27 protein-coding genes are annotated in these 23,871 nt (G+C 59.1%); 8 read left to right on the top strand and 19 right to left on the bottom strand.

Features of this window, described 5'->3' with window-relative positions:
- Nucleotides 1–6: 6 nt before the first annotated feature.
- On the bottom strand, nucleotides 7–666 hold the full coding sequence (acrR, locus tag ACP3TA_RS11005) for a multidrug efflux transporter transcriptional repressor AcrR (protein WP_033642109.1): 660 nt from the start codon (nucleotides 664–666) through the stop codon (nucleotides 7–9).
- A gap of 142 nt (nucleotides 667–808) precedes the next feature.
- On the opposite strand from acrR, the gene sdeX reads away from it, so the two are divergent.
- The 4 genes from sdeX (at nucleotide 809) to ykgO (ending at nucleotide 5,754) form a co-directional block, all read left to right on the top strand.
- Nucleotides 809–1,996: a multidrug efflux RND transporter periplasmic adaptor subunit SdeX gene (gene sdeX, locus ACP3TA_RS11000; RefSeq protein ID WP_033642108.1), complete on the top strand. Its 1,188-nt coding sequence runs from the start codon at nucleotides 809–811 to the stop codon at nucleotides 1,994–1,996.
- A 17-nt stretch (nucleotides 1,997–2,013) separates the two neighbouring features.
- On the top strand, nucleotides 2,014–5,160 hold the full coding sequence (gene sdeY, locus ACP3TA_RS10995) for a multidrug efflux RND transporter permease subunit SdeY (RefSeq protein WP_060659858.1): 3,147 nt from the start codon (nucleotides 2,014–2,016) through the stop codon (nucleotides 5,158–5,160).
- A gap of 186 nt (nucleotides 5,161–5,346) precedes the next feature.
- Entirely contained in the window at nucleotides 5,347–5,601 is a 255-nt protein-coding gene (locus ACP3TA_RS10990) for a type B 50S ribosomal protein L31 (protein ID WP_004940303.1), read from the top strand.
- A 12-nt stretch (nucleotides 5,602–5,613) separates the two neighbouring features.
- A complete protein-coding gene (gene ykgO / locus ACP3TA_RS10985) occupies nucleotides 5,614–5,754 on the top strand; it encodes a type B 50S ribosomal protein L36 (protein ID WP_004940304.1) in 141 nt (46 codons plus the stop codon).
- A gap of 105 nt (nucleotides 5,755–5,859) precedes the next feature.
- Here ykgO and ACP3TA_RS10980 read toward each other — a convergent pair whose 3' ends face one another.
- The 3 genes from ACP3TA_RS10980 to ACP3TA_RS10970 are packed head-to-tail and all read right to left on the bottom strand — an operon-like array spanning nucleotide 5,860 to nucleotide 8,331.
- Complete coding sequence (locus ACP3TA_RS10980) at nucleotides 5,860–6,738, bottom strand: metal ABC transporter substrate-binding protein (RefSeq protein ID WP_033642106.1); 879 nt, start codon at nucleotides 6,736–6,738, stop codon at nucleotides 5,860–5,862.
- Nucleotides 6,739–6,763: 25 nt separating this feature from the next.
- Nucleotides 6,764–7,621 (bottom strand): metal ABC transporter permease, encoded by an 858-nt coding sequence (locus tag ACP3TA_RS10975; protein ID WP_047572431.1) that lies wholly within the window; start codon nucleotides 7,619–7,621, stop codon nucleotides 6,764–6,766.
- Complete coding sequence (locus ACP3TA_RS10970; RefSeq protein WP_193159773.1) at nucleotides 7,618–8,331, bottom strand: metal ABC transporter ATP-binding protein; 714 nt, start codon at nucleotides 8,329–8,331, stop codon at nucleotides 7,618–7,620. Before ACP3TA_RS10970 ends, ACP3TA_RS10975 begins: the two co-directional genes overlap by 4 nt.
- A gap of 406 nt (nucleotides 8,332–8,737) precedes the next feature.
- Here ACP3TA_RS10970 and ACP3TA_RS10965 point away from each other — a divergent pair, with 406 nt between their 5' ends.
- The 3 genes from ACP3TA_RS10965 (at nucleotide 8,738) to ACP3TA_RS10955 (ending at nucleotide 9,873) form a co-directional block, all read left to right on the top strand.
- The gene (locus ACP3TA_RS10965) at nucleotides 8,738–9,091 is read left to right on the top strand and encodes a hypothetical protein (RefSeq protein ID WP_047025751.1); all 354 of its coding nucleotides are present in this window, start codon (nucleotides 8,738–8,740) and stop codon (nucleotides 9,089–9,091) included.
- Nucleotides 9,092–9,250: 159 nt separating this feature from the next.
- The gene (tomB, locus tag ACP3TA_RS10960; protein WP_004940312.1) at nucleotides 9,251–9,619 is read left to right on the top strand and encodes an Hha toxicity modulator TomB; all 369 of its coding nucleotides are present in this window, start codon (nucleotides 9,251–9,253) and stop codon (nucleotides 9,617–9,619) included.
- Between the two features lie 50 nt (nucleotides 9,620–9,669).
- Entirely contained in the window at nucleotides 9,670–9,873 is a 204-nt protein-coding gene (locus ACP3TA_RS10955; protein ID WP_004940313.1) for an HHA domain-containing protein, read from the top strand.
- Between the two features lie 281 nt (nucleotides 9,874–10,154).
- Here the strand turns inward: ACP3TA_RS10955 and ACP3TA_RS10950 are convergent, their stop codons facing one another.
- Together ACP3TA_RS10950 and gbpA are read right to left on the bottom strand one after the other, a co-directional pair.
- Nucleotides 10,155–10,673 (bottom strand): cytochrome b, encoded by a 519-nt coding sequence (locus ACP3TA_RS10950; protein WP_206196019.1) that lies wholly within the window; start codon nucleotides 10,671–10,673, stop codon nucleotides 10,155–10,157.
- 52 nt (nucleotides 10,674–10,725) lie between these two features.
- Nucleotides 10,726–12,153 (bottom strand): N-acetylglucosamine-binding protein GbpA, encoded by a 1,428-nt coding sequence (gene gbpA / locus ACP3TA_RS10945; RefSeq protein ID WP_046688371.1) that lies wholly within the window; start codon nucleotides 12,151–12,153, stop codon nucleotides 10,726–10,728.
- Between the two features lie 257 nt (nucleotides 12,154–12,410).
- Here gbpA and gspS point away from each other — a divergent pair, with 257 nt between their 5' ends.
- Nucleotides 12,411–12,773, top strand: coding sequence for a type II secretion system pilot lipoprotein GspS (gene gspS / locus ACP3TA_RS10940; protein WP_052752709.1), 363 nt, complete (start codon nucleotides 12,411–12,413; stop codon nucleotides 12,771–12,773).
- On the opposite strand, the gene ACP3TA_RS10935 is transcribed toward gspS, so the two are convergent.
- The 13 genes from ACP3TA_RS10935 to ACP3TA_RS10875 form a co-directional block, all read right to left on the bottom strand.
- Nucleotides 12,770–13,585, bottom strand: a complete 816-nt coding sequence (locus ACP3TA_RS10935; RefSeq protein ID WP_206196020.1) for a prepilin peptidase — start codon at nucleotides 13,583–13,585, stop codon at nucleotides 12,770–12,772. The two genes, gspS and ACP3TA_RS10935, sit on opposite strands and share 4 nt — an antisense overlap.
- Complete coding sequence (gene gspM / locus ACP3TA_RS10930) at nucleotides 13,570–14,064, bottom strand: type II secretion system protein GspM (RefSeq protein WP_046688369.1); 495 nt, start codon at nucleotides 14,062–14,064, stop codon at nucleotides 13,570–13,572. The genes ACP3TA_RS10935 and gspM overlap by 16 nt, the downstream gene beginning before the upstream one ends.
- Nucleotides 14,061–15,194, bottom strand: coding sequence for a type II secretion system protein GspL (gene gspL / locus ACP3TA_RS10925; protein WP_206196021.1), 1,134 nt, complete (start codon nucleotides 15,192–15,194; stop codon nucleotides 14,061–14,063). Before gspL ends, gspM begins: the two co-directional genes overlap by 4 nt.
- 3 nt (nucleotides 15,195–15,197) lie before the next feature.
- A complete protein-coding gene (gene gspK, locus ACP3TA_RS10920; protein WP_206196022.1) occupies nucleotides 15,198–16,100 on the bottom strand; it encodes a type II secretion system minor pseudopilin GspK in 903 nt (300 codons plus the stop codon).
- Nucleotides 16,097–16,711, bottom strand: a complete 615-nt coding sequence (gspJ, locus tag ACP3TA_RS10915) for a type II secretion system minor pseudopilin GspJ (RefSeq protein WP_042783795.1) — start codon at nucleotides 16,709–16,711, stop codon at nucleotides 16,097–16,099. Before gspJ ends, gspK begins: the two co-directional genes overlap by 4 nt.
- Entirely contained in the window at nucleotides 16,708–17,055 is a 348-nt protein-coding gene (gene gspI / locus ACP3TA_RS10910; RefSeq protein WP_241016110.1) for a type II secretion system minor pseudopilin GspI, read from the bottom strand. Before gspI ends, gspJ begins: the two co-directional genes overlap by 4 nt.
- Nucleotides 16,967–17,542 (bottom strand): prepilin-type N-terminal cleavage/methylation domain-containing protein, encoded by a 576-nt coding sequence (locus ACP3TA_RS10905; RefSeq protein WP_197792093.1) that lies wholly within the window; start codon nucleotides 17,540–17,542, stop codon nucleotides 16,967–16,969. Before ACP3TA_RS10905 ends, gspI begins: the two co-directional genes overlap by 89 nt.
- Nucleotides 17,539–17,967, bottom strand: a complete 429-nt coding sequence (gspG, locus tag ACP3TA_RS10900) for a type II secretion system major pseudopilin GspG (RefSeq protein ID WP_033644207.1) — start codon at nucleotides 17,965–17,967, stop codon at nucleotides 17,539–17,541. The genes ACP3TA_RS10905 and gspG overlap by 4 nt, the downstream gene beginning before the upstream one ends.
- Before the next feature lie 41 nt (nucleotides 17,968–18,008).
- Nucleotides 18,009–19,220, bottom strand: coding sequence for a type II secretion system inner membrane protein GspF (gene gspF, locus ACP3TA_RS10895; RefSeq protein ID WP_080280858.1), 1,212 nt, complete (start codon nucleotides 19,218–19,220; stop codon nucleotides 18,009–18,011).
- On the bottom strand, nucleotides 19,210–20,706 hold the full coding sequence (gene gspE, locus ACP3TA_RS10890) for a type II secretion system ATPase GspE (protein WP_046688364.1): 1,497 nt from the start codon (nucleotides 20,704–20,706) through the stop codon (nucleotides 19,210–19,212). Before gspE ends, gspF begins: the two co-directional genes overlap by 11 nt.
- Nucleotides 20,703–22,592 (bottom strand): type II secretion system secretin GspD, encoded by a 1,890-nt coding sequence (gene gspD, locus ACP3TA_RS10885; RefSeq protein ID WP_069100197.1) that lies wholly within the window; start codon nucleotides 22,590–22,592, stop codon nucleotides 20,703–20,705. Before gspD ends, gspE begins: the two co-directional genes overlap by 4 nt.
- A 126-nt stretch (nucleotides 22,593–22,718) precedes the next feature.
- Nucleotides 22,719–23,222 carry a type II secretion system protein N gene (locus tag ACP3TA_RS10880; protein WP_047025757.1) on the bottom strand — a complete coding sequence of 168 codons (504 nt, stop codon included), beginning with the start codon at nucleotides 23,220–23,222 and terminating at the stop codon, nucleotides 22,719–22,721.
- A gap of 30 nt (nucleotides 23,223–23,252) precedes the next feature.
- Complete coding sequence (locus tag ACP3TA_RS10875) at nucleotides 23,253–23,696, bottom strand: winged helix-turn-helix domain-containing protein (RefSeq protein WP_226772955.1); 444 nt, start codon at nucleotides 23,694–23,696, stop codon at nucleotides 23,253–23,255.
- Between the last annotated feature and the right edge of the window lie 175 nt (nucleotides 23,697–23,871).

The raw sequence follows: 23,871 nt of genomic DNA, 5'->3' as shown, positions 1-23,871 counted from the left end.
CTCTCCTTATAAAGGAAGGCGGTCGACGTCGGGGTTGAGGCGCAAGGTGGGGCAAAACTGCAGCATCTCCAAAAACGCATCGACCAGCGCTTCGGCTTCGGCCCGCAGATCGAAACTTTCCGGCATAAACAGCCAGTTTTCCATCAGGCCGGTGATATAACCGCGCAGGATGATCGCCGCACGGCGGGTATGCAAATCGGCGGGCAATTGCTCGTGGTGAATGCAGTTATACAGCACCGCTTCGATGCGTTCGTAGCCGGCGAGGTACAACACCTTGCGCGAATCCAGCAGCGGCATCATTTCACCGACAAACTCGCATTTGTGGAATATAATCTCCATCAACGCCCGCCTGCGGCCGTCTTCAACCGTAGACGTCAGAATGTAAATCAGAATTTCCCGGATAACCCGCAGTGGATTATCGGGAAACTTTGCCTGATACTCTGTTTCGAGCTGGTCAATTTTCGGCTCGGTAGATTCCCAAACTTCATTAAACAGGTCTACCTTATTTTTGAAGTGCCAGTAAATGGCTCCACGCGTAACCCCGGCAGCGGTGGCAATATCTGTCAGTGACGTTGCAGCAACGCCACGTTCAGAGAACTCTCTCACCGCAGCATCGAGGATTTGCTGTCGGGTTTCTTGCGCCTGCTGTTTGGTTTTTCGTGCCATGGCATTGTTATTTAGGGGGAGTGTGATTTACATACATTCGCGAATGTATGTACCATAGCACGCACATATAATTAACGCAGCAATGGGTTTTAAAGCTTGTGATCCATTGATCATTTTGAAATCGGACACTTGAGGTTTTTCTATGAACAAAAACAGAGGGTTAACGCCTCTGGCGGCCGTTCTGATGCTTTCAGGCAGCTTAGTGCTAACAGGATGTAACGATAAAGAAACCCAACAGCAAGGCGCCCAACAGCAGGCTCCTGAAGTGGGCGTAGTCACTTTGAAGGCCGAGCCTCTCAATATCACTACCGATCTTCCTGGCCGCACCGCTGCGTATCGCATCGCCGAAGTTCGCCCTCAGGTCAGCGGCATCATCCTGAAGCGTAACTTCGTTGAAGGCAGCGATATCAAGGCCGGGACGTCTCTGTACCAAATCGATCCCGCGACCTATCAGGCCAGCTACGACAGCGCGAAAGGCGATTTGGCCAAAGCGCAGGCCAGCGCTTCCATCGCACGCGTGACGGTAAACCGCTACAAGCCATTGCTGGGCACCAGCTACATCAGCAAGCAGGACTATGACAACGCCGTGTCCACGCTGCAGCAAGCGGATGCCGCCGTGGTGGCCGCCAAGGCCGCCGTGGAAACCGCGCGCATCAACCTGGCGTACACCAAGGTGACCTCTCCGATCTCCGGCCGCATCGGCAAATCCGCCGTGACCGAAGGCGCGCTGGTCAGCAACGGCCAGGCAACCGCCCTGTCCACCGTGCAGCAGTTGGATCCGATGTATGTCGACGTCACCCAGTCGAGCACCGACTTCCTGCGCCTGAAACAAGAACTGGCCAGCGGCGCGCTGAAGCAGGAAAACGGCAAGGCCAAAGTGAAATTGATGCTGGAAAACGGCACCGAATACGCGCAGGAAGGCACGCTGGAGTTCTCCGACGTCACCGTCGATGAGACCACCGGCTCCATCACCATTCGCGCCCTGTTCCCTAACCCGAACGATACGCTGTTGCCTGGCATGTTCGTGCGCGCCCGTCTGGACGAAGGCGTACGCAGCGATGCGTTGCTGGTGCCTCAACAGGGCGTCACCCGCAACCCGCGCGGCGACGCGACGGCGTTGGTGGTAGGGGCAGACAACAAAGTTGAGCTGCGCACGCTGAAGGCGGACCAGGCGATTGGCGACAAATGGCTGGTTACCGATGGCCTGAAAGCCGGCGATCGCGTCATCGTCACCGGCCTGATGAAAGTGCATCCGGGCGCGCAGGTAAAAGTGCAGGAAGTTGACACTCAGGCGCAAAAACAGCCGCAGTCTGAAGCGCAGAAGTCATAAAAAGGAGCCTGTAATACATGGCTAAGTTCTTTATAGACCGCCCAATTTTCGCCTGGGTAATCGCCATCATCGTCATGTTGGCGGGGGTGCTTGCAATAATGAAACTGCCAATCGCGCAGTATCCCACTATTGCACCGCCGGCGGTGAGTATTTCCGCCAACTACCCGGGCGCAGATGCCAAAACGGTGCAGGATACCGTCACACAGATTATCGAACAGAACATGAATGGTATCGATAACCTGATGTACATGTCCTCCACCAGTGATTCCTCTGGTAGCGTCACCATTACCCTGACGTTTGAGTCCGGCACCGATCCTGACATCGCGCAGGTTCAGGTCCAGAACAAACTGTCGTTGGCCACCCCGCTGCTGCCGCAAGAAGTTCAGCAGCAGGGCCTGAAAGTAGAAAAATCCAGCAGCAGCTTCCTGATGGTGGCCGGCTTCGTTTCCGACGATCCGAACATGACTCAGGACGATATTGCGGACTACGTGGCGTCCAACATCAAGGACCCGATCAGCCGTTCGTCCGGCGTGGGTGAAGTGCAGCTGTTCGGTGCCCAGTACGCGATGCGTATCTGGCTGGATCCGAACAAGCTGAACAACTACCAGCTGACGACCACGGATGTGACCTCCGCCATCACCGAGCAGAACAACCAGATCGCCGCAGGCCAGCTGGGCGGCCTGCCGCCGGTGCCGGGGCAGCAGTTGAACGCCTCGATCATCGCGCAGACCCGTCTGACTTCGCCGGAAGAGTTCGGCAAGATCCTGCTGAAGGTCAATACCGACGGTTCCCAGGTGCGCCTGCGCGACGTCGCTCACATCGAGCGCGGCGCGGAGAGCTATGCCGTTACCGCGCGTTATAACGGCAAGCCTGCCGCCGGCCTGGGTATCAAACTGGCGACCGGCGCCAACGCCTTGAACACCGCCAAAGGTGTGAAAGACGAGCTGGCCAAGATGGCGCCATTCTTCCCGCAAGGGATGAAAGTGGTTTATCCGTACGACACCACCCCATTCGTTAAGATCTCTATCAACGAAGTGGTGAAAACGCTGATCGAAGCCATCATCCTGGTGTTCCTGGTGATGTATCTGTTCCTGCAGAACTTCCGCGCGACGCTGATCCCAACCATCGCGGTGCCGGTGGTGTTGCTGGGGACCTTTGCGATACTCGCGGCGTTCGGCTTCTCGATAAACACCCTGACGATGTTCGGCATGGTGTTGGCGATCGGCCTGCTGGTGGATGACGCCATCGTGGTGGTGGAAAACGTCGAGCGCGTCATGTCCGAAGAGGGGCTGCCGCCGAAAGAAGCTACCCGTAAATCGATGGGCCAGATCCAGGGCGCGCTGGTGGGTATCGCCATGGTGCTGTCGGCGGTATTCGTGCCGATGGCGTTCTTCGGCGGTTCAACCGGCGCCATCTATCGTCAGTTCTCGATCACCATCGTGTCCGCGATGGCGCTGTCGGTGCTGGTGGCCTTGATCCTGACGCCGGCGCTGTGCGCCACCCTGCTCAAACCGATCCCGAAAGGCGATCACGGGGTTAAAACGGGCTTCTTCGGCTGGTTTAACCGCATGTTCGAGAAGAGCACGCATCACTATACCGACAGCGTGGGCAACATCCTGCGCAGCACCGGCCGCTACCTGATCATCTACCTGCTGATCGTGGTTGGCATGGGCCTGCTGTTCCTGCGCCTGCCCTCTTCGTTCCTGCCGGACGAAGATCAGGGCATCCTGTTGACCATGGTGCAGTTGCCTGCCGGCGCCACCGAATCCCGCACCAACAAGGTGTTGGAAGAAGTCTCCGACTACTTCCTGAACAAGGAAAAGGACAACGTGGTTTCGGTGTTTACCGTCGCGGGCTTCGGCTTCAACGGTAACGGCCAGAACAACGGCCTGGCATTCGTCAGCCTGAAAGACTGGGGTGAGCGTCCAGGGGCCGGGAACAAGGTGGAAGCGATCGCGGGTCGCGCCATGGGCGCCTTCTCGCAGATTAAAGAAGGCCTGGTGTTCCCGTTCAACCTGCCGGCGATCATCGAACTCGGTACCGCAACCGGCTTCGACTTCGAGCTGATTGACCAGGGCGGCCTGGGGCACGAAAAACTGACCGAAGCGCGTAACCAGCTGTTGGGCATGGTTGCTCAGCATCCGGACGTGCTGGTGGGCGTGCGCCCGAACGGCCTGGAAGATACGCCGCAGTTCAAACTGATCGTCGATCAGGAGAAAGCCAAGGCGCTGGGCGTGAGCATCACCACCATCAACAGCACGCTGAGCACCGCACTGGGCGGTTCGTACGTCAACGACTTCATCGACCGCGGTCGTGTGAAGAAGGTGTATGTACAGGCAGACGCGCCGTTCCGTATGCTGCCGGAAGACATCAACAAGTGGTACGTGCGCGGTACCAGCGGCCAGATGGTGCCATTCTCCGCCTTCTCTTCGGCGAAATGGGAATACGGCTCACCGCGTCTGGAACGCTATAACGGCTTGCCGTCGATGGAAATTCTGGGCCAGGCTGCACCGGGCAAGAGTACCGGTGAAGCGATGAACCTGATGGAACAGCTGGCGTCCAAACTGCCAAGCGGCATCGGTTACGACTGGACCGGCATGTCCTATCAGGAACGTCTGTCGGGCAACCAGGCGCCGGCGCTGTACGCCATCTCGATTCTGGTGGTGTTCCTGTGTCTGGCGGCGCTGTATGAAAGCTGGTCCGTACCGTTCTCGGTCATGCTGGTATTGCCGCTGGGGGTTATCGGTGCGTTGTTGGCCGCGACGATGCGCGGCATGAATAACGACGTGTACTTCCAGGTGGGGCTGTTGACCACCATCGGTCTATCGGCGAAGAACGCCATCCTGATCGTGGAATTCGCCAAGGATCTGATGGAGAAAGAAGGCAAAGGTCTGATCGAAGCGACGTTGGAAGCGGTGCGTATGCGTCTGCGTCCAATTCTGATGACGTCCCTGGCCTTCATCCTCGGGGTTCTGCCGCTGGTTATCAGCAGCGGCGCAGGCTCCGGCGCACAGAACGCGGTAGGTACCGGCGTAATGGGCGGGATGATCACCGCGACCGTATTGGCGATCTTCTTCGTACCGGTGTTCTTCGTGGTGGTTCGCCGCCGCTTCAGCAAGAAGAACGAAGACCTGGAACACAGCCACCCGGTAGAGCATCACTGATCGTTCAGTGAAGAGATTTCTACCCGATAATCGAAAAGGCCGCGCATGCGGCCTTTTTCTTTTGCTTCAGTTGCTTAATGCAAACCGTTCTCATTAATTCACTCGTGTGTGCAATTTACGCTTGATCGTGATGCCCGGTCGGCGCATAATTGTTGTTATAGTATAACATTACACGAGAGAGCCATTATGAAACCCGGCATCCATCCCGATTATCGCACCGTGGTGTTCCACGATGTCAGCGCCAACGCCTACTTCAAAGTGGGATCGACCATCAAAACCGATCGCACAATCGAGCTGGACGGCGAAAGCTGGCCGTATGTCACCCTCGACGTCTCTTCCGCTTCGCATCCGTATTACACCGGCAAGCAGAAAGACTATTCCAAAGAAGGCAGCACGGCGCGCTTCCAGCAGCGCTTTGGCCGCTTTATCGGCAATAAGTAACAAGGAACCCCCATGCAGGTATTGAGTTCATTGCGTTCGGCGAAAAATCGCCACCCGGATTGCAAAGTCGTGCGTCGTCGTGGCCGCATCTATGTGATCTGTAAAAGCAATCCGCGATTCAAAGCGGTACAGGGACGTAAGAAAAAGCGTTAACTCCAAAGTGCTATCTGTCGCAAAGCCCCGTTGCTGCTCAACGGGGCTTTTTTTATGGCGAGAAAGTGCCTGCAAGCTGCCCCCGCCGGCAAGCGGGGGCGGAGATTACTTCATGCTGCTCAGCAGCGCGTCGACATTGTGCTTGAACGCCTGCTCATAGGTGGCCGCCGGGCCGCCCACGCGCGAGAGCGCTTCAGGGTACAGCTCGCCGCCCGCCTTGGCGCCGGTGGCGGCGGCAATCTGTTTCACCAGCCGCGGATCGGTCTGGTTTTCGATAAAGTAAGCGTTAACTTTTTCCTGTTTGATTTGTTTGATCAGGCCGGCCACATCGCTGGCGCTGGCTTCGGCCTCGGTGGAAAATCCGACCGGCGCAAGGAAGGTGACGCCATACTCTTGCCCAAAGTAACCAAAGGCATCATGGCTGGTGAGCACCTTACGTTTCTGCGGCGGCACAGCGGCGAACTGGGTTTTGGCCCACAGATCCAGCTTTTGCAACTGCTGAATGTATTCGGCGCCGCGCTGGCGAAAATAGTTGGCATCCTCGGGATCGGCGGCGATCAGGGCGTTCATCACGTTGGTGGCGTACTGCACGCCGTTTTTCATGCTGTTCCAGGCGTGGGGATCGGTAATCGGTTTGCCGTCCTCCTCCATCTGGCGGGTGTTGATCCCCTGTGAAGCGGTGATCACCTGCCCTTTATAACCCGAAGCGCTGACCAGGCGATCGATCCACCCTTCCAGCCCCAGGCCGCTGACGAACACCACATCAGCCTGAGCCAGCTTCTTGCCGTCCTGCGGCGAAGGCTCGAAACTGTGCGGATCGCCATCCGGCCCCACCAGCGTGCTAACCTTGACGTGATCGCCTCCCACCTGTTTGACGATATCGCCCAGAATGGAAAAGCTGGCGACGGCGTCGACGGTCTTCGCCATCGCCAATGGGCTGGCCAGCAGAGCAGCAACCGCCAGCGATATAGGTAAACGTTTCATACTTTCTCCTTGCAAAGGGCACTTCTCAACGGCGCGCGAAGGCGCAAATGCCTCCGCGCGTTCCAAACAGGATCGAGACGAAAAAGATGACGCTGGCGCTGAGCACGATCGCCGGGCCGGCAGGCAATGACGCATAATAGGACCACACCAGCCCAATCAGGCTGGACAGCGCGCCGATGCCCATCGCCACCGCCAGCGTCTGCGGCAGATTGCGCGCCCAGAAGCGCGCGCTGGCGGCGGGCAGCATCATCAGCCCCACCGACATCAGGGTGCCGAGGATCTGGAATCCCGCCACCAGATTGACCACCACCAGCGCCAGAAACAGGCCGTGGATCAGCGCCAACCGGCGTGGCGCGTTGACGCGCAGAAAAGTCACATCGAAAGATTCGATCACTAACGCGCGGTACAGCGCCGCCAGCGCCAGCAGCGACACCGTGGCGATCGCACCGACCATCAGCATCGCCTGCGCATCCACCGCCAGAATCGAACCGAACAGCACGTGCAGCAGATCTACGCTGGAACCGCGCAGCGAGACCAGCGTGACCCCCAGCGCCAGTGAGCCCAGATAGAATCCTGCGAAGCTGGCATCTTCTTTTAACGGCGTGCGGCGGCTCACCAGGCCGGACAGCATCGCCACCGCCAACCCGGCGATAAAGCCGCCCACCCCCATCGCCACCAGCGACATGCCGGAAATCAGATAACCGATTGCCGCGCCGGGCAACACCGCGTGGGACAACGCATCCCCCACCAGGCTCATGCGGCGCAGCAACAGAAACACCCCCAGCGGGGCGGCGCTGAGCGACAGCGCCAGACACGCCATCAATGCGCGTCGCATAAAACCGAAAGAGAGAAAAGGGTCGATAAGCCCATGCAACAGCATCATGGCGCCACCACCCGCAGGCCCGGCTGCCGTTCGGCGGCGAGATACCGCGGCACCTGTTCCAGCACGCGCTCGGCCGCGCCCCAATGACACGCCTGCGGGGTCAGCAACAGCACCTGCGGAAAATGCTCGGCGACCATCGACATGTCATGCAGGACGGCGATCACCGTTCTCCCCTGCTGGTGCAGCTGCGCGATCACCTGCAGCAGGATCTGCGTAGTGGCGCTGTCGATGCCGGTGAAGGGTTCATCCAGCAGGATCAACGGCGCCTGTTGGACCAGCAGTCGCGCAAACAGCACCCGCTGCAGCTGGCCGCCGGAGAGCTCGCCCACCGGACTGTGCGCCAGCGCGCTCATGCCGACGCTCGCCAGCGCCTCATTAACCTGGCTCGCCGCACGCTGATTCATACCGCCGAACATGCCGCTTTGCGGCCAACATCCCATCGCCACCAGATCGCTCACCGCGATCGGGAATTGCCGATCCAGCTCCGCCTGCTGCGGTAAATAAGCCTTGCGCGGCGGCTTTTCACCGCTAAAGTCCAGGCGACCCGCCAAGGGCGGCAACAAACCGGCGAGCGTTTTCAGCAACGTCGATTTCCCTGCCCCGTTGACGCCCACCACCGCGGTTAACGAACCGGCGCTAAACTGCCCGCTCAGCGGCGGGAAAAGCGGCGTGGCGCCATAGCCTATCGTCAGCTGACGTAATGAAATCATGGCAGCGACACCGCCCAAAAAATGCCGAGCCACAGCAGAGTCAACAAAACGATAGCGCCCGCACAGCGCACGGCCGCGGAGGTGGTGAACAACGAATTCAGTGACGACGCGGCGTCATTTTGCGAAGTGGAAATCAAGGGAATAACCAAAGCAGCAGACTTATAGTTACAATATAACATCACAATAAATGGTATGTCTCAAGCGTTGCCGGACTCATTAATGCAACGGAACGTAACAGCTCGTCGCGCAGCAGGTCCCCCCCTCGCCCCCTTATCAAACTCAGGGATATTCCCGTTCGACGCAAATGTTGGCGGAAGGTAAAAAAACAGCGGTAAATCGAAAAATTTACCGGCGCGAGTGGAAAAGGAGTAAGATGAGCAGATAACATTGTTGTTGGCCGAGATTAATGCTTGTTACCCTTGCCTGTAACCTGGACGTCAACGCACTTTCTGTTAAAAAATTAAAGAAAGTGATTAATGACAATATTGCGGAGTTAGTGCCGTCGCTGACCAGCGGACTCAGTTTTTATTCTGAAAGCGCACGCTATGCCGAAGATTCATTAGAAATACTTGATATAGTGCAACAAGGTGACAGCGATTATTCAATGAGTTATCGCTATAAGTGGGGCATTTTTAATGCTTGCCTGGATATCAACAGCGAAGACACGATCAGCGATAGCGTCCGGTTCCGTGTGGCGCAACGGGGTTTAATCTTCGACATCATTGATAACTCACGCCCATCAACCGCGGATGAATTGTAAGTTTACGTAATAACTGCAGGCCAAACGCGAAAAAATGATTTATATTCATTTTACGGGAAGTTTATTTAACCACCGTTAAGCTGCCTCCGTTCATGATGTAAATCAGCTTACTCACATAGTGTTATCAACACCGCCATTAAGACTTACGGAGGGGATGATATGGATGAGTATTCGCCTAAGCGACACGACATTGCTCAACTCAAATTCTTGTGCGAAAATTTGTATGATGAAGGTATCGCCACCCTGGGAGACAGCCACCACGGGTGGGTCAACGATCCGACATCCTCCGTCAACCTTCAGCTTAATGAGTTGATCGAACATATCGCTTCGTTTGTGATGAGTTATAAAATTAAATACATGGACGAATCCGATTTGTCGGAGTTAGTCGAGGAATATCTCGACGATACCTATACGCTGTTCAGCAGCTACGGTATCAATGATTCCGACCTGCGCCGCTGGCAAAAAACCAAGGCGAGATTATTCAGAATGTTCTCAGGAGAGGACATCTGTACGACAATGAAAACTTAGGGGATAATTATTCCCGAGCTATTTTACGGTTATTAAACTAAAAGGCCACCATGACTAAAACCGACTATCTGATGCGTTTACGTAAATGCACCACGATTGATACTCTCGAACGTGTTATTGAAAAAAATAAGTACGAGCTTTCCGATGATGAACTGGAGCTGTTTTACTCAGCCGCCGATCATCGTTTGGCGGAGCTGACCATGAACAAGCTGTATGACAAAATCCCCACCTCCGTTTGGAAATATGTCAGATAATCAGCCCCCAACGCGTTGAGCCGATGCTTTTATCGGCTTCAATGTTCAAGTTGAATAGGTCATTTTCCTATTGACAACGAAATGTTAATTACACTCATCTTTGCCGTTAATAATAAATAGCAACAATTCTCGGTTAATGCCCGGGGTATTACGCCTTAACGCTATTCACGCGTGAAGACGCTCGCCTCACATTGCCTGTGTGGTGCACATCGCGGCGAATATCCCTGAGGCCATCGCTGCCACGCCGCCGCGCCGGGCGGCGTGATCCATCACCGCCAGGCTCAGAGCATACGGCGCAAAATCGCCCGCCGGGCGAAACAGTGATGCTTAATCACCGCCGCGATGTGCAGCACAATCATGGCCGACAGCGCGATGCATGAATAACGGTGCACGGCGAAAAAGAAACGATTAACCTCAAGATTCGCAATCGGACGGGGAAAATCGATCGCGCCGAAAACCGCAAAGCCGTGCTCCAGCATGAGAAATCCGCTCAGCAACACCACGAAAATCAGCAGGTAGAATATTTCGTGCAGCAAATGCACCAACCCCTTCTCGCGCCCTTGCAGCATATCGCCATAAGGCACTTTAGGCCGGAAAAAACGCCAGATAAAGCGCGCCGCCATCAGCGGTGTCAGCACCAAGGCCAACGACATATTGGTCACGGAGAAAAAGGCGAAGATGCGCGCATCCGCCATAAAATGCAGTGAATAACCCACGATCATGACGTAGATCATCACGGCGGCAATGCCCCAATGCAGTAACCGACTGAAAAGATCGTAACGGGCAGGTTCGTGTGACATAAAGCTCCTTTAAAAGCGGCCATCATTGGCCGCTTGACTATCCGATGCGCACTTACTTTTTCACGACCCAGGCGTCCTGCCAGTTGGATCCCACGCCCGGCTCAAACTGAGTCGCGCCGCTGTTCCACTGCATGCAGTAACCGCTGTAAGGGAAAGGTTTGCACTGATAAACCTTGCCGTCTTTCGGTTGCAGCACCGTGGTGCCGGCGGTGTATTTACTCAGCGCGTTCGGGAAGACGAAGTTGTAGTCGCCATTGCCGCCACCGCCGGTGGATTCAGCTTCCAGATTGAAGTTTTCGATATCCGGCTGAATGCTCTGCCCATTGTCGTTGCTGGCGATCACTTTCAGCATGTGATGGCCCTCGCTGACGTTGTTCAGCGCGACGGTCAGCGGCTGGCTGGCGTCTTCCAGCGTCTCTTTCACGTAGCCTTTTTCCGTCTGGCCGTGATCGTAAACGCGCGCTTCAACGGTCAATTTGCCTTTAACCTCGGCATTGAAGGTCAGCTGAGCTTTACCGTCCTTGATCTTGGTGCTGGACAGGTTGCCGATGCGGATCTCTTCGGTGATAGTCGGCGTTTCTTCCTCATAGGAGATCACCACGCTCTTCATCGTGCTGCCTTGTTTGGCAAAGACCGCATTATTGCCAAACACCGGATTGACGTTGCCTTTACCGTCTTTCACCCCGGCACGCACCGCTTTCTGTTCGGCGTTGATCTTGCTGGCCAGCGCGTGGCTCCAGCGGTTTTTGTCGGTCAGCGCCTCACTGTCAATCGCCAGCTCGGTTTTCATCGTCAGCACTTCACCGTCCGCATCAAAGAAACGGGCGATCACCTTGTCGCCAACCTGCAGGTTTTTGCCGGTGAGAGAGCCTTGCAGCTGCTTGCGCCATTCGGACACGACGCCGTCGTCCTCGAAGTTGACGTCAACCACCTGATAGAAGCTGTTCACCGTGTCATTGATTTCCCACACGCCATAAATCACCTGATAGCCGGTTCTCTCCGGCACCACGCACTGGTGCACTTCGCGATCTTTTGGCGCCTGAGCATGGCCATCGACTTCACAGAACGGCTCTTTTTCGAAAGCCTCGCGCGACAGCGGCTTATTCACGTCCCAGTCTTGTTTGGTGATGTAATAACGCCAGTTATTGGTTTTGTGCTTGGCGGTGTGGTACCAGGTGAACGTCTGCGGTCCCGGCTTCATGGTGTTCAACGCCCAGACGTTGACGCCCTGACGATCCAGCGGCTCGAACCCGCCCACCCCGCCGCTGGCCAGCTGGCCGTCGCGCGGCGTCGCGCCGCCAGGGAAGCCGGAAACCTGCTCGACGCTCTGCGGTTCCCACTGCGCTCGGCCGCAGTCGGTGTTGCTGCCCAGCTTGCACTTGTAGGCGCGGCTCTCGGGCACTTCGATATAACCGTGCGACCAGGCGGCCGAGGAGGCAGTGAGCGCTGCCATCATCAGGGCGATTTTGGATAATTTCATTACGACTCCAGTTAAATTTATTGGATTCCAACTGAGTGAGAAGAAACTCAAAGAGATGCGGCGATACCGCGAGAGGAATAATAAGTAGAAGCCCTGAACGCCCGGCACTTAGAATGCATTAAAATAATAAAACCTAATGCCGTCAGAATATTAAACCGCATGATAAAGGGTTAAAATATTCCTGACCTCGTAAAGCGCCGCCATGCGGCGCAAGAAAATACCGACACCGCGCCAATTAATTCCACAGGGAAAATAACGTGACATTGAAAAACATCGCCACGGCGTTCATGGCATGCCTGCTGTTATCCGGCTGTCAGCACGCCGCCAAATCGGCCCCTGACGCCGCCATCCAGCGCGACCAGCTGTCATCGCTGGTCGGCGCCGGCCAGTTTCTGAGAGAACGCTGCAACCGCGCCGATATCCCGACCAACGACCCACTCGCGGCGGCGGCGTTGCAGGCGGCGGAGAGAAAAGGCTGGGCGCCGGCGCTTAATCGCACCCAGTTGCTTGACGCAGGCAAAAACGTCGCCGCGCAGCTGGAGGCTGACGCCACGCCGTTGCAAGAGAAGTGCAGCGGACTCAACCGAACGCTGGCGCCGTTTTTAGCCCAGCTCCGTTAACCCGCCAGCGGTAGCGCAAGCCACTGGCAGGCTACCGCGCCGGCGCCCGCCGCCGCCAACCCCGGGCCGAAAGGCAGGGGCTGTGCCCCATCGCCGCCGCGCCACACCCGCAGCAGCAGCCACAGCAGGCTGCCGGTGGCGGCAAACAGCAGAATCGACGGCAAAACGGCATAGCCGCCCCAGGCGCCGAGCGCCGCCAGCAGTTTAAAATCGCCGTATCCCAGCCCCTCGCGGCCGGTCGCGAGACGAAATCCCCAATACAGCAGCCACAGCGTCAAATACCCCGCCAGCGCGCCGATGACCGCCGTCGGCAAAAATGCCGGGTGCGCCAGGCAATGCCACAACAGCCCGGCCCACAGCAGCGACAGCGTCAGGCAATCCGGCAACAGCTGACACTCGCTGTCGATCGCCGCCAAGGCCAGCAGCAATGCAGCAAACGCCAACATGAAAAACCAATCCACACCGATGCCAACGCGCCAGGCCAGCGTTATTCCCATTAGCATCAGCAATAGCTCCACCAGTGGATAACGGATGGAAATAGGCGTGCGACAATAACGACAGCGACCGCGCAACAGCAGCCAACTTAATAAAGGAATATTATCGAGCGCCGGTATTTTCATTGTGCAACACGGGCAGAATGAACGCGGCAAAAAGAGATTAAATCGTTCGGCCTGCGCCATTTCCATTTCGCGCTCAAGCATGACAGGCAGCCGATAAACGACCACATTGATAAAACTGCCGATGCACAGGCTCAACACGGCGCTAAATAGCAGCCAGTGTTCATCGGCCACTGCGTTTATTGCGGATAGCATGGCTCTCTGGATCCTCTATTGTCGTCGCGTGGGTGACATCCCGGTTGCGCCGTTACCCGCAGTTGGCTGATTTGCACCACGCCCGGCGCCTGCCCCGCACGTTCTGCGGCGAGTGAGAGCACGCGGATCCCGTGCTCGCGTTGCAGGGCGGCCAGCCACGGCAACAGGCGTTCAAATGGCACGGGCGGCAGCGTGACCCGCACATCCGCTTCACTTTCCGTCAGTTCGGCGATGGCGATGCGATATGCCAGCGCACTCTGTCGCAGTCGCTCCGGCAGTTGCTCGCGCGCGGCGGCGCTCTGCGGCAAACGCGCCTGCAATTGTTGGATGACGCGCGCCTGCTCCCGCAGCGCCGCCAGCCGTTGTGCGTTTTTTTGCGCCTGTGAAAATTGATACAGGCAGTAGCCGCAGGCCATCAGCATCAACAGGCTTAACAGCACTGCCCGCCGCAGCGCCTTATCGCGCCAACCGATGTTCATCGCTCACCTCTCACCGTCAGGATCGCCTGGTTAGGCGCGCTTCCCTCGCTGAACGTCATGATGACGCCACCGTCGTTGACCGGCGCCGGCAGCGGCGCGTCGTTTCTGTTTACCGTCACCACCAAACGATCGTCGGCAGCGTCGAAAGCCAGCGCCTGCAACTGCGGAGGTTCCCAGACAGCAAGCGCCTCGGCCGCGTAGGGCAACAGCCTGAACAGCTGCGGCGCATTCAGGGTGTCTTGCATACGCCGTGCCCACGTTTGCGCCGCCCGTTCGGCGAACGCCGGCGCGGTCTCGCCACTCGGCAGCAGGCGCTGAGTCAGCGCCGTTATCTGGCTTTCGCTCTGTCTGGCCTTCAATTGGTGATGCAAGCCCCCCACCAGCAGCGAACCGCTGAGCAGCAGCATCGCGCAGGCGGTCTTATCGGGCAGACGGCGCGGCCAGCGCACGCCCGGTTTGAAACGCCCCTGCAACAGCGTGGATGTGCTGTTCCAGGCCTCTTCCGCCAATCGCCACAGCGGATCCTCATCGATACGCGCCGTTTCCCAGCCCGCCGGCACCTCTCCGCCACTGTGCAGACACCAATCCGGCGTCGGCCACGGGACGCTGTCCCCCCAGGCATCGGGCAACTGCATGCCCTGCATGCCCCCCGTTCGGAGCAGCCAGTGTCCGCGCCAGCGCAGTGCGCTGCATTGGTTCGGCAACGGCAACGCCAGCACGTCGGGCAGCAGGGCATCGACGCGAATGCCGCAGGCGTTGAGGCTATCAACCCACCCTTGCATCTGCGCCAGCGCAACGCCGGCGATAGTGAAATCGCGCTGCACCTTGCCCAGCACCGCCCAATGCATCTGCTCGACATCGGTCAACAATCCGGTCTCATGGGAGTACGCCAGCGCCAGCGGCGTCGCCTGCCGGGCCTTGCCCTGGAATGTCGTTTGTCTCAGCACCACATGACGGGCAGGTACCAGCACCACAACCCGGCTGCCCTGCGCCATAGCCGCCAACTCACTACCGCCTTCGGCCAGATCGAGGCGGGCGGCAAAGCGGCAGCGCGTCTCGCCGACGCGGCCCCAGCGCACATCGGCCATCGCATCATCGTCCAGCGCGATAAGCAGGATGGTGTTCGCCATCGTTTACCCTTCCCCTCTGTCGAACCGACGTCCGCTGACCGTGACGCCTGACGGGCCCGGCTGCAACGCGCTGACCAGCCGATAGCGTCCGTCGTTCAGCCTAAGCTGCAGCTGCGCAATCCAGCGGTTATCGTCGAAAATCAGTCGCTCGCCAAGGCCATCCTCGCCCAGCGCCTGCAGCGCTTTTTCCTGCGACAAAAACGCCAGCGTCTGCCAGCCCTGCGGCGGACGGGCCGCCAGCAGCGCCCGCAGCCGCTCATCGCTCAGCGCGTTCATCAACATCGCCCGCAGCAGCGGCAGCTGAGCGTCGTTCACGGCGTCCGGATTGAGACGCAGCTCGGCATCCGGCGCCGCACAAAGCAGCGGCGCAAGACGCAGATAAAGCTCGCGGTCGATGCCGGCCAGCTCCCGCAGCTCGCTGACATCCCCCATCAGATATCCTTCGCCATAGGCTCTGGCGACGATCGCATCGGCAATCGCGCCCGCCTGGGCAGCGGCGATCCCCTGATTGTTCAATAGCAGCATGAATATTCGCCTCTCCTTATTGGGGGGGCCCCCCTCGCTATCGCCGACATCCGCCGGGCCGGCGGCGCGGATCAGGGCGTTGAGGTTGAAACAGGCGTCAACGCGGCGCAGACGTATCGCCACTTCCCCCTCTTCGGTGCGCATGCTGAAGGTCGCCCCTGATGCCCCCCACGCCTTCCGCTGCTCTCCCGCCTGCTGCAGCCGCTGCCGGGCGTAGCTCTCGCCGCCCAGCAGCAACCATTTCGCCCGTAACCGATCCTGCTGAGACTGGGTGCGCGCCAGCGAACGCTGCCAGTTATCGTTGATATTGACCGCCACGATCGCCATCAGCGACATCATCAGCAACACCATCAACAGCGCCATACCGCGTTGTTTATTCATAGTGGCCTCGCGGCGGGCAGCGTGACGATGCGCCGGACTTCCCCCAGCGCGGGGGTGTCGATGGCGATTTCCACCGCCTGCGGCAGCAGCCCGCCGGCGCGCCAGGCCGTCAACCATTCGCCCTGCCGGTAAAAACGCAATTGGAACCGCGTCACCTCAGACAGCAGCAGCACGCTGCGCGCCGCCGCCTGCGGGCTGCTCAAATTCGGGTAACTGAGGCGTTCGAGCCGCCCCTGCCGGTAGCGATACGCCACCCGCTCCTGCGTGGCGCGCGGCAATCGGGCCTGGGGGTTCGGCCAGCCGTTTCGGATCAGCAACAGCTGAAAATCGCCGCCTTCCTCTCCCGCCGTCTGCAGCACCGCAAACTCCGGCGCCGCCGGCCAGCGTTTATCGCCGGTCGGCGCGCGCGCCTGCGCCTGCGTCAAATCGCGCTCGACGATCGCCAGCGCCCGTTGCAGCTGGGTCAACTGCGTCGATTTGCGCTGGGTGATTTCGTCGTTTTTCAGCACGCCTCTGAAGACCGTCAATGCGGTGAGCGACAGCATGGCGAACAGGGCAATGGCCAACAGCATTTCCACCAGCGTAAAACCCCGTTGCAAAGCGCGCTTCACGGCAACGCCCTGTAGGCGAGCATCTCCACCAGCGCATTGCGATCCTCCGGGTCGCGCCTGACTTCAATCGCGATCGCCCGCATCCCGGCGTCGCTGGTCTCCCGCCCGCGATAGCGCCAGTGCCAGGTTTCACCGGCCATCACCGTGGAGCCCGAATGCCAGGCCAGCGTCGGTGGGCGGGGATCGAGCTGCAGCAGCGTCAGCTGGTTGTCCGCCACCCACAGCGCCACGGTCTTGGCTTCGATCACGCTCAGGCTACGCACTTGGCCGCCGGTGCTGTTGATCAGCGCCAGACAGCCGATGGCGAAGATCATCATGGCCACCATCACTTCCAGCAGCGTCATGCCCTGCTGGCGTCTCATTTTCCGCGTCATCGCAACGAATGTCCGTCGTTTCAAATACAAAGTAACCGGGCGCCTGCAATCGCCACAGACACTTGCCCTGCGATAGCTCCACGCTGAACGCCGTGGTTTCGCCCCCCGGATACAGCCACACCTGTGGCAGCGCCGCCTCTGCGGCGAGCGCGACGGTTTGCCCTTCAACGCTCAGCCGCAGCGCGACGCCGTCCGGCAGAGCGTACTGCTCCCGGCTCTCCCGCCCCGCTTCGGCGACGCTGCGCCAACCGCCGTCATCGAACGCCACGCCATACCTCACCCCTTCGCGCTCGGCCCGCTCGGCGAGGGCATTCAGCCAATGGCTCAATCGCTCTCCCTGCTGCGCCAACGGCTTCTCATCCGCCGGAAAACTCAGCATCACCAGGCCGCTGGTCACCCCCAGCAGCAGCAATACCAACATGGTCTCCAGCAGCGTAAAACCGCGTATGCGCCTCATGGCGCGTCGGCCACCCAGTTACCGATGTCATCATCGGTATCGGCGACACCGTCCGGCCCCAGCGTGAACACATCCAGCTTGCCATGGCGCCCCGGGTTGCGCAGACGATACGCTTGCCCCCAGGGGTCTTGCGGCAAGCGGCGGATATAACCGTCTTCGGGATAATTCCTTGGGATCGGTGCCAGCGTCGGCCGGGTCACCAGCGCCGCCAGCCCCTGCTCCGCGCTGGGATAACGGCCGTTATCCAGCTTGTACATATCCAGCGCGTTCTCCAGCGCGACGATATCGCTGGCGGCCTTTTGCCGATCGGCCTTCTCCTTGTTACCCATCAGGCTTGGGATGGTCAGGCTGGCCAACAGCCCCAGAATGACGATCACCACCATGATTTCCAGCAGCGTGAACCCACGCTGCCGGGACCTGCGCATATTGCTGATATGACTCACTTTACTCTCCATTAATGGCATGATTAGCCGACCATATTATTGAGCTGCAATATCGGCTGCAGGATGGCCAGAATGATAAACAGCACCGAACCGGCCATCGCGATCACCAATAAAGGCTCAAACAGCCCCAGCGCCAGCGTGATTTGCCGGCTGAAGGCCTCCTGCTGCATCGCCGCCGCCCGTTCGAGCATCATGTCCAGTTCGCCGCTGCGCTCGCCGGACATGATCATGTGTCGCATCATCGGCGAGAACAGCGCGGTGCCTTCAAGCGACGGCGACAATCCTTCCCCCTCTCGCACCCGCTCCATCGCCGCCAGCAGACGCTCACGGGCAGCCTCGTTACCCAACACGCCGGCGCTGATGCGCATCGCCTCCAGCAACGGCACGGCGCTGGCGTTCAAAATGCTCAGCGTTTTGGCGTAGCGCGCGGTATTCACCGCCAGCGACAGTTTGCCGACCACCGGCAGCCGCAGGATGAACGCATGCCAGCGTGCGCGCCGCGCCGGATCCCGCAGGCGATAACGGAAAGCGCCAAAGCCCGCCAGCGCCGCCATCAACACCGCCGCCCCCCATTGGCGCAATCCGTCGCTGGCGCCAAGCAGCATCCGGGTCGACAGCGGCAAGGTCTGCTTCATATGCACAAACTGTTCGATCACCTTCGGCACCACTGCCGTCAGCAAGATAGCCACCACGCCAATCGCCACCGCCGTCAGCACCATCGGGTACACCAACGCCTGCACGATCTTGTTCTTCATGTGCTGGCGCTGTTCGACATACTCAGCCAGCCGTTCCAGCACCGGCCCCAGATGGCCGGCGATCTCACCGGCCGCCACCATGGCGCAATAGAGACGGTCAAAAATCTGCGGATACTGCCCCAGCGCCTGCGCCAGCGGGAAACCCTCCAGAATGCGCTGCCTCACCTGAGTCAACGCCGCCTGCAGGCCTTTTTTCTCCGTTTGCCGCGCCACCGCCATCAGCGCCTCTTCCAGCGGCAGCGCGGCAGACAGCAGCGTCGCCAGTTGCCGGGTGAGCAGCGCCAGATCGCCGCTGCTCACGCCGCCCATCCAACGGCCGGCGAGCAGGCCGGCAAGAGCGGATCGCCTGCGCGCCTGCACCGCCAGCACCTGCCACCCCTTCTCACGCAACCGATCGCGGGCCTGGCGCAAAGAATCCGCCTCCAATACGCCACGCCGGGCGCGCCCCTCACGATCGCAGGCGCGATAATCAAACTTCATCGCCATCCCCTTCGCGCGTCACCCGCAACACTTCTTCCAGGCTGGTCTCTCCGGCGCACATTTTGGCGATCCCATCCTGGCGCAGCGGCTGATAGCGCTCCCCGGCCAGCCTGGCGATGTCCAGCTCACCGTCGCTACGGTGGATTGCCCTGCGCATCGGTTCATCCAGCACCAACAGTTCATGCAAACCGATTCGGCCGCGATAGCCCTGCCCGCCGCAGGCCTCACATCCTATCGGGCGCCAGCAGGTCAGCGCCCGCGTCGACGCCAGCCCCAGTTGGCGCCGCTGCGCGTCAGGCAGCGCATAAGGCTCGCGACAGTGCGGGCAAAGCCGGCGCACCAGGCGCTGCGCCAACACGCCGCTCAGCGAGCTGGAAAGCAAAAACGGTTCAACGCCCATGTCCCGCAGCCGGGTCACGGCGCCGATCGCCGTGTTGGTATGCAGGGTCGACAGCACCAGATGTCCGGTCAATGAGGCCTGCACCGCGATCTGCGCCGTTTCACCGTCGCGGATCTCGCCGATCAACACCACATCGGGATCCTGACGCAGCAGCGCGCGCAGCCCGCGCGCGAAGGTCATGTCCACCTTGGGGTTCACCTGCGTCTGCGCGATGCCGGCCAGTTCATACTCGACGGGATCTTCGATCGTCATGATGTTGCGCTGTTCGTCATTGATCTGGTTCAGCAAGGTATAAAGCGTGGTGCTCTTGCCCGAACCGGTCGGGCCGGTGACCAGAATAATGCCGTGCGGCTGGCGGATCAGGCGCAGCAACGCCTGTTGGTGCGCCGCCGCCATGCCCAGGCTGGGCAGTTCGAGCCGCACGCCCTGTTTATCCAACAGGCGCATGACCACGCGCTCGCCGTGGCTGGCCGGCATCACCGACACCCGCACGTCGATCGCCCGCCCGCCAACCTTCAGCGCCATGCGCCCATCCTGCGGCACGCGCTTCTCGGCGATATCCAGCTTCGACATGACCTTGATGCGCGACACCAGCAGCGCCGCCAGCTTGCGCTGTGGCGCCAGAATGCGGCGCAGCGCGCCGTCGATGCGAAAACGAATCACCAGCTCGCTCTCGTAGGTTTCGATGTGAATATCGGAGGCGCGCTCTTTGATCGCCTCACTCAGCAAGGCGTTAATCAGGCGGATAATCGGCGCATCGTCCTGTTCGTCCAACAGGTCTTGCTGCTGCGGCAGCTCTTCCGCCAACGCATAGAAATCCAGTTCGCCGCCCAGATCGTCGATCATTTTCTGCGCCTGGCCGCTTTCCCGCTGATAGTGCGCCACCAGCCGTTGTTCAAAGGCCTCCGTGTCCAGCCGGGCCAGCGTCGGCTCACCGGGCAGGCAGCGGTACGCCTCCATCAACGCGGCCTGGCGGGTCTCGGGGTGACAATACAGTTGGATGCCGCTCTGCCCGTCGACGGCCAGCACGCCATGCTGCCGCGCCCAGCCAAAAGGCAGCCGCGGCCCCACAGAACGGGGCTTCACGGGCGCGCTCCGCGCGAATAAAACGCCTCGATACGCGCGACGGTGGCGAGGAACGCCCGATTGTCGATCGCCTTCTTATCGCCGGCGATCTCGCTGCGCAGTGCGTTATTCAGCTCACGATCGTCCTGCTGCTCGGCGTCGAACTTGCCTAACTTGCGCTGGCTCTGCCGGGAATACCCCTCGGTGCTGCGAATGATGGTCGGGCGGATAAACAGCATCAAATTACGCTTGCTCGCTTTGGTGGCGTTCGAGCGAAACAGCGCCCCCACCAGCGGGATCTTGCCCAGGATCGGCACGCTGCTCTCCAGCTCCGAGTTGGACTTGTCCAGCAGCCCGCCCACCACCACGGTCTCACCGCTGTCCACCAGCACCGTATTGTTGACCGTGCGGATATTGAAGGTCGCCCCCAGCGAATCCGGCGTAGCGCCGGCGCTGTCGGCAACGCTGGAGACCTCCTGCTCGATCTGCATCAGCACGGACTGGCCCTGATTGATCTGCGGTTTGACCTTGAGCTTGATGCCCACCGTTTTGCGCGACACGGTATTGAAGACGTTATCGCTGTTGGTGGTTTGCGAACCGGTGAGGATCGGTACATCCTGGCCGACGCTGAACTCCGCCTCGGCGTTATCGAGCGTAACGATGCTCGGCGTAGCCAGGATATTGTTTTGGTTGTTGCTGGCGATGGCGGACAGCAATACGCCCCAGTTGCCGCTGTAGAAACCGGTCATCAGGCCGTTGGCCTTGCCGAACACATCGCTCATGCCGTTTTCGAACCCCGCCGAGATGCCGGGCGCCTGGCCGGCGAACTGCGTGCCGCCGCCGTATTTGTTGGCCCACTGCACGCCGATGTTCAGCCCCTGACCATCCTGCACTTCGACGATCACCGCTTCGACCAGCACCTGCGCGCGCCGTACATCCAGCTTGGCGACCACCGCCTCCAGATCGCGCATCACGTCCGGCGCGGCGGTGATGATCAGCGCATTGGTCTGCTCATCGGCCTTGATCACCACATTTTTCAACAGCGCCACGTTGGCGGCGGCGCTCTCTTTCTCGTTTTGCAGGCCCGCGCTCACGCCGGTCAGCACCTCGACCAGGCTCTGCGCCTTGGCGTATTTGAGCGGAATGACCTGGGTATTGCCTTGGGTGACACTCTTGTTATCCAACTGCTCAATCAGTTCTTTGGCGTGTTCGCGGGCCCGATCGTCCCCGGCGATCATCACGCTGTTGGTGCGCTCATCCGCCACCAGCCGCAGCGAGCCTGCCCCGGCCATACGCCGTTTACCCTCTTCGCGAAACAGTTCGTTCACCATCCGCGCAATCTCCGGCGCCGCCGCATGCTTCAGCGCGAAGGTCTCGACCTGATTGCCGTCGTCCTGATCCATCTCCCTGACAAGGTCGAGCAGGCCGTTGACCACCCCGGCTCGGCCGGTGATCAACAGCGCATTGCCCTGCTCGTAATGCGCCACGCTGCCCACGCCGATGCTGTCGTTAAGCTGGCGCAAGATCGGAGAAACGTCTTTGGCCGCGATATTGCGCAGCGGCACCACGCGCATCACCACTTCATCCCCTTCGGCGATCGCCTCGCTGCCGCTTTGCGACAGCGCGGCTCTTTTTCCCTCTTTGGCGGCGATCACCTTCAGGACATTGTTGGGCATGCCGATGACCGTATAGCCGTAGACGTCCAGCACATTGAGAAAGAACTGGTAATATTGCTTCTCGTTGAGCTGTTCGTAGCTGCGCACCGTAACCTTACCTTTCACCGCCGGATCGATAATGATGGTCTTGCTCAGGTTTTTACTGACCGTATTGATAAATTCCTGAATGTCCGTGCCTTTGAAATTGGCGGAGAATTGCTCCGCATGCGCCAGGCCTCCCAGGGCAATCATGACGGCCACCGCCGCTAACGCGCGCCATAAACCGGCGCTCCAGCCTGCGCGGGAACGAAAAATAAAATGCGTCATCACAGTGTTGCCTTATGCTGTAAAACACCCCACGCCGAAGCGGCGCGCCGGCTACTCTTTAAACGTCAGCGCGGCGTAATAACCGTTTTCATCGAGCAGTATTTTGTTTTTTAATATCCGCACGATAACGGCATTGCTGCCGACCAGCCGGTCGCCAACGCCATACCCGGTTTGCTTACCGCCATGTTCCACGATAACCAGGCTTTTTTCGGCGTTATCACTGAACAGCAGACCGGTTATCTTGCCGAGCGCCGCGGCCTCCGGCGCGTTAGCCAGCAGCTCGGCGCCGATCGTCCACTCGCCGACCTTATACCCGCGCGCCTTTTCGCCGCTTTTCGCCGCCTGATAGCGGCCAAACCAGTGTGCGTCGTTAATTTTCTCGATGTCATCTTCCTGGGGAAAGACGCCATGGCGCACTTGCTCACGCCCACTTTCAAGGTGCGGCTCAACGGGTTCGTTATTCACGGTTATCATTCGCCACACCTGAGAAAGCATGAACGTCAAATTAGCCAGGAAGAAAAGTAGAATAAAAAAGTCTATCAACCGCTTGCTCACTGGCCCCCCGGTTATTCAACGGCGCCAACGCTAAGCGGAAATGCCCAACACCATCGCCACGGAAAACAGCAGCGTGATGGCCAGCGCCACTTTATAATTCACGGCGTCCAGCCACGTTCGCCGCTGTTTATTAGCCGCCGGTGCCAAGCATTGCTCCCGCGTATTCGCGCGTTCGCAGGCCTGGAAACTCAGCATCACGCCAAATCGGGGAATGGTTTTGATCACCTCGCCCGGAATACCGTGGCGGGAGAGCAAAGCGCGGCATTGGAATATCATTTGATAATAGTTATTGTCGCTGATGGTCTCATGGTTGCAGAACCAGACTGCGCGTATAATGTCATTTTTCTTATAGATGCCACTCAACAGGCACAGCATGAAACGCCGCTGCAATTCGGTCATTTCGATGAGCACATTCTCTTTTTTAAATAACAGCGTCTTTTCATTGTTGTTTAAGATCACCAACTCATTTTCCAACAGAGTCTCGTTCAGGGCAATGCTATGTATGTCCATCTCTCGCCTATCAGTTTAATGAAGTCCAAAGGCTCCCTGTGCCATTACCTTTGCACGCATGCGGCAGATGCATTTTCAACGCAAATAAGTGATTCGCCGTGTTAAGAGCTGGCTCAATTAATCATGTTAAAAATATTCA

The sequence above is a fragment of the Serratia sp. 2C06 genome, from assembly GCF_050037615.1.
In the GTDB taxonomy this organism is placed as follows: Bacteria; Pseudomonadota; Gammaproteobacteria; order Enterobacterales; family Enterobacteriaceae; genus Serratia; species Serratia ureilytica.
Note: the sequence above shows the minus strand (reverse complement) of the source record. Positions and strands in the feature narration are given on the sequence as shown.

Coding starts and splice junctions, on each gene's coding strand:
- acrR (WP_033642109.1), bottom strand. CDS start 666: ATGGCACGAAAAACCAAACAGCAGGCGCAAGAAACCCGACAGCAAATC.
- sdeX (WP_033642108.1), top strand. CDS start 809: ATGAACAAAAACAGAGGGTTAACGCCTCTGGCGGCCGTTCTGATGCTT.
- sdeY (WP_060659858.1), top strand. CDS start 2,014: ATGGCTAAGTTCTTTATAGACCGCCCAATTTTCGCCTGGGTAATCGCC.
- ACP3TA_RS10990 (WP_004940303.1), top strand. CDS start 5,347: ATGAAACCCGGCATCCATCCCGATTATCGCACCGTGGTGTTCCACGAT.
- ykgO (WP_004940304.1), top strand. CDS start 5,614: ATGCAGGTATTGAGTTCATTGCGTTCGGCGAAAAATCGCCACCCGGAT.
- ACP3TA_RS10980 (WP_033642106.1), bottom strand. CDS start 6,738: ATGAAACGTTTACCTATATCGCTGGCGGTTGCTGCTCTGCTGGCCAGC.
- ACP3TA_RS10975 (WP_047572431.1), bottom strand. CDS start 7,621: ATGATGCTGTTGCATGGGCTTATCGACCCTTTTCTCTCTTTCGGTTTT.
- ACP3TA_RS10970 (WP_193159773.1), bottom strand. CDS start 8,331: ATGATTTCATTACGTCAGCTGACGATAGGCTATGGCGCCACGCCGCTT.
- ACP3TA_RS10965 (WP_047025751.1), top strand. CDS start 8,738: ATGCTTGTTACCCTTGCCTGTAACCTGGACGTCAACGCACTTTCTGTT.
- tomB (WP_004940312.1), top strand. CDS start 9,251: ATGGATGAGTATTCGCCTAAGCGACACGACATTGCTCAACTCAAATTC.
- ACP3TA_RS10955 (WP_004940313.1), top strand. CDS start 9,670: ATGACTAAAACCGACTATCTGATGCGTTTACGTAAATGCACCACGATT.
- ACP3TA_RS10950 (WP_206196019.1), bottom strand. CDS start 10,673: ATGTCACACGAACCTGCCCGTTACGATCTTTTCAGTCGGTTACTGCAT.
- gbpA (WP_046688371.1), bottom strand. CDS start 12,153: ATGAAATTATCCAAAATCGCCCTGATGATGGCAGCGCTCACTGCCTCC.
- ACP3TA_RS10935 (WP_206196020.1), bottom strand. CDS start 13,585: ATGCTATCCGCAATAAACGCAGTGGCCGATGAACACTGGCTGCTATTT.
- gspM (WP_046688369.1), bottom strand. CDS start 14,064: ATGAACATCGGTTGGCGCGATAAGGCGCTGCGGCGGGCAGTGCTGTTA.
- gspL (WP_206196021.1), bottom strand. CDS start 15,194: ATGGCGAACACCATCCTGCTTATCGCGCTGGACGATGATGCGATGGCC.
- gspK (WP_206196022.1), bottom strand. CDS start 16,100: ATGAATAAACAACGCGGTATGGCGCTGTTGATGGTGTTGCTGATGATG.
- gspI (WP_241016110.1), bottom strand. CDS start 17,055: ATGACGCTGCTGGAAGTGATGGTGGCCATGATGATCTTCGCCATCGGC.
- ACP3TA_RS10905 (WP_197792093.1), bottom strand. CDS start 17,542: ATGAGGCGCATACGCGGTTTTACGCTGCTGGAGACCATGTTGGTATTG.
- gspG (WP_033644207.1), bottom strand. CDS start 17,967: ATGCGCAGGTCCCGGCAGCGTGGGTTCACGCTGCTGGAAATCATGGTG.
- gspF (WP_080280858.1), bottom strand. CDS start 19,220: ATGAAGTTTGATTATCGCGCCTGCGATCGTGAGGGGCGCGCCCGGCGT.
- gspD (WP_069100197.1), bottom strand. CDS start 22,592: ATGATTGCCCTGGGAGGCCTGGCGCATGCGGAGCAATTCTCCGCCAAT.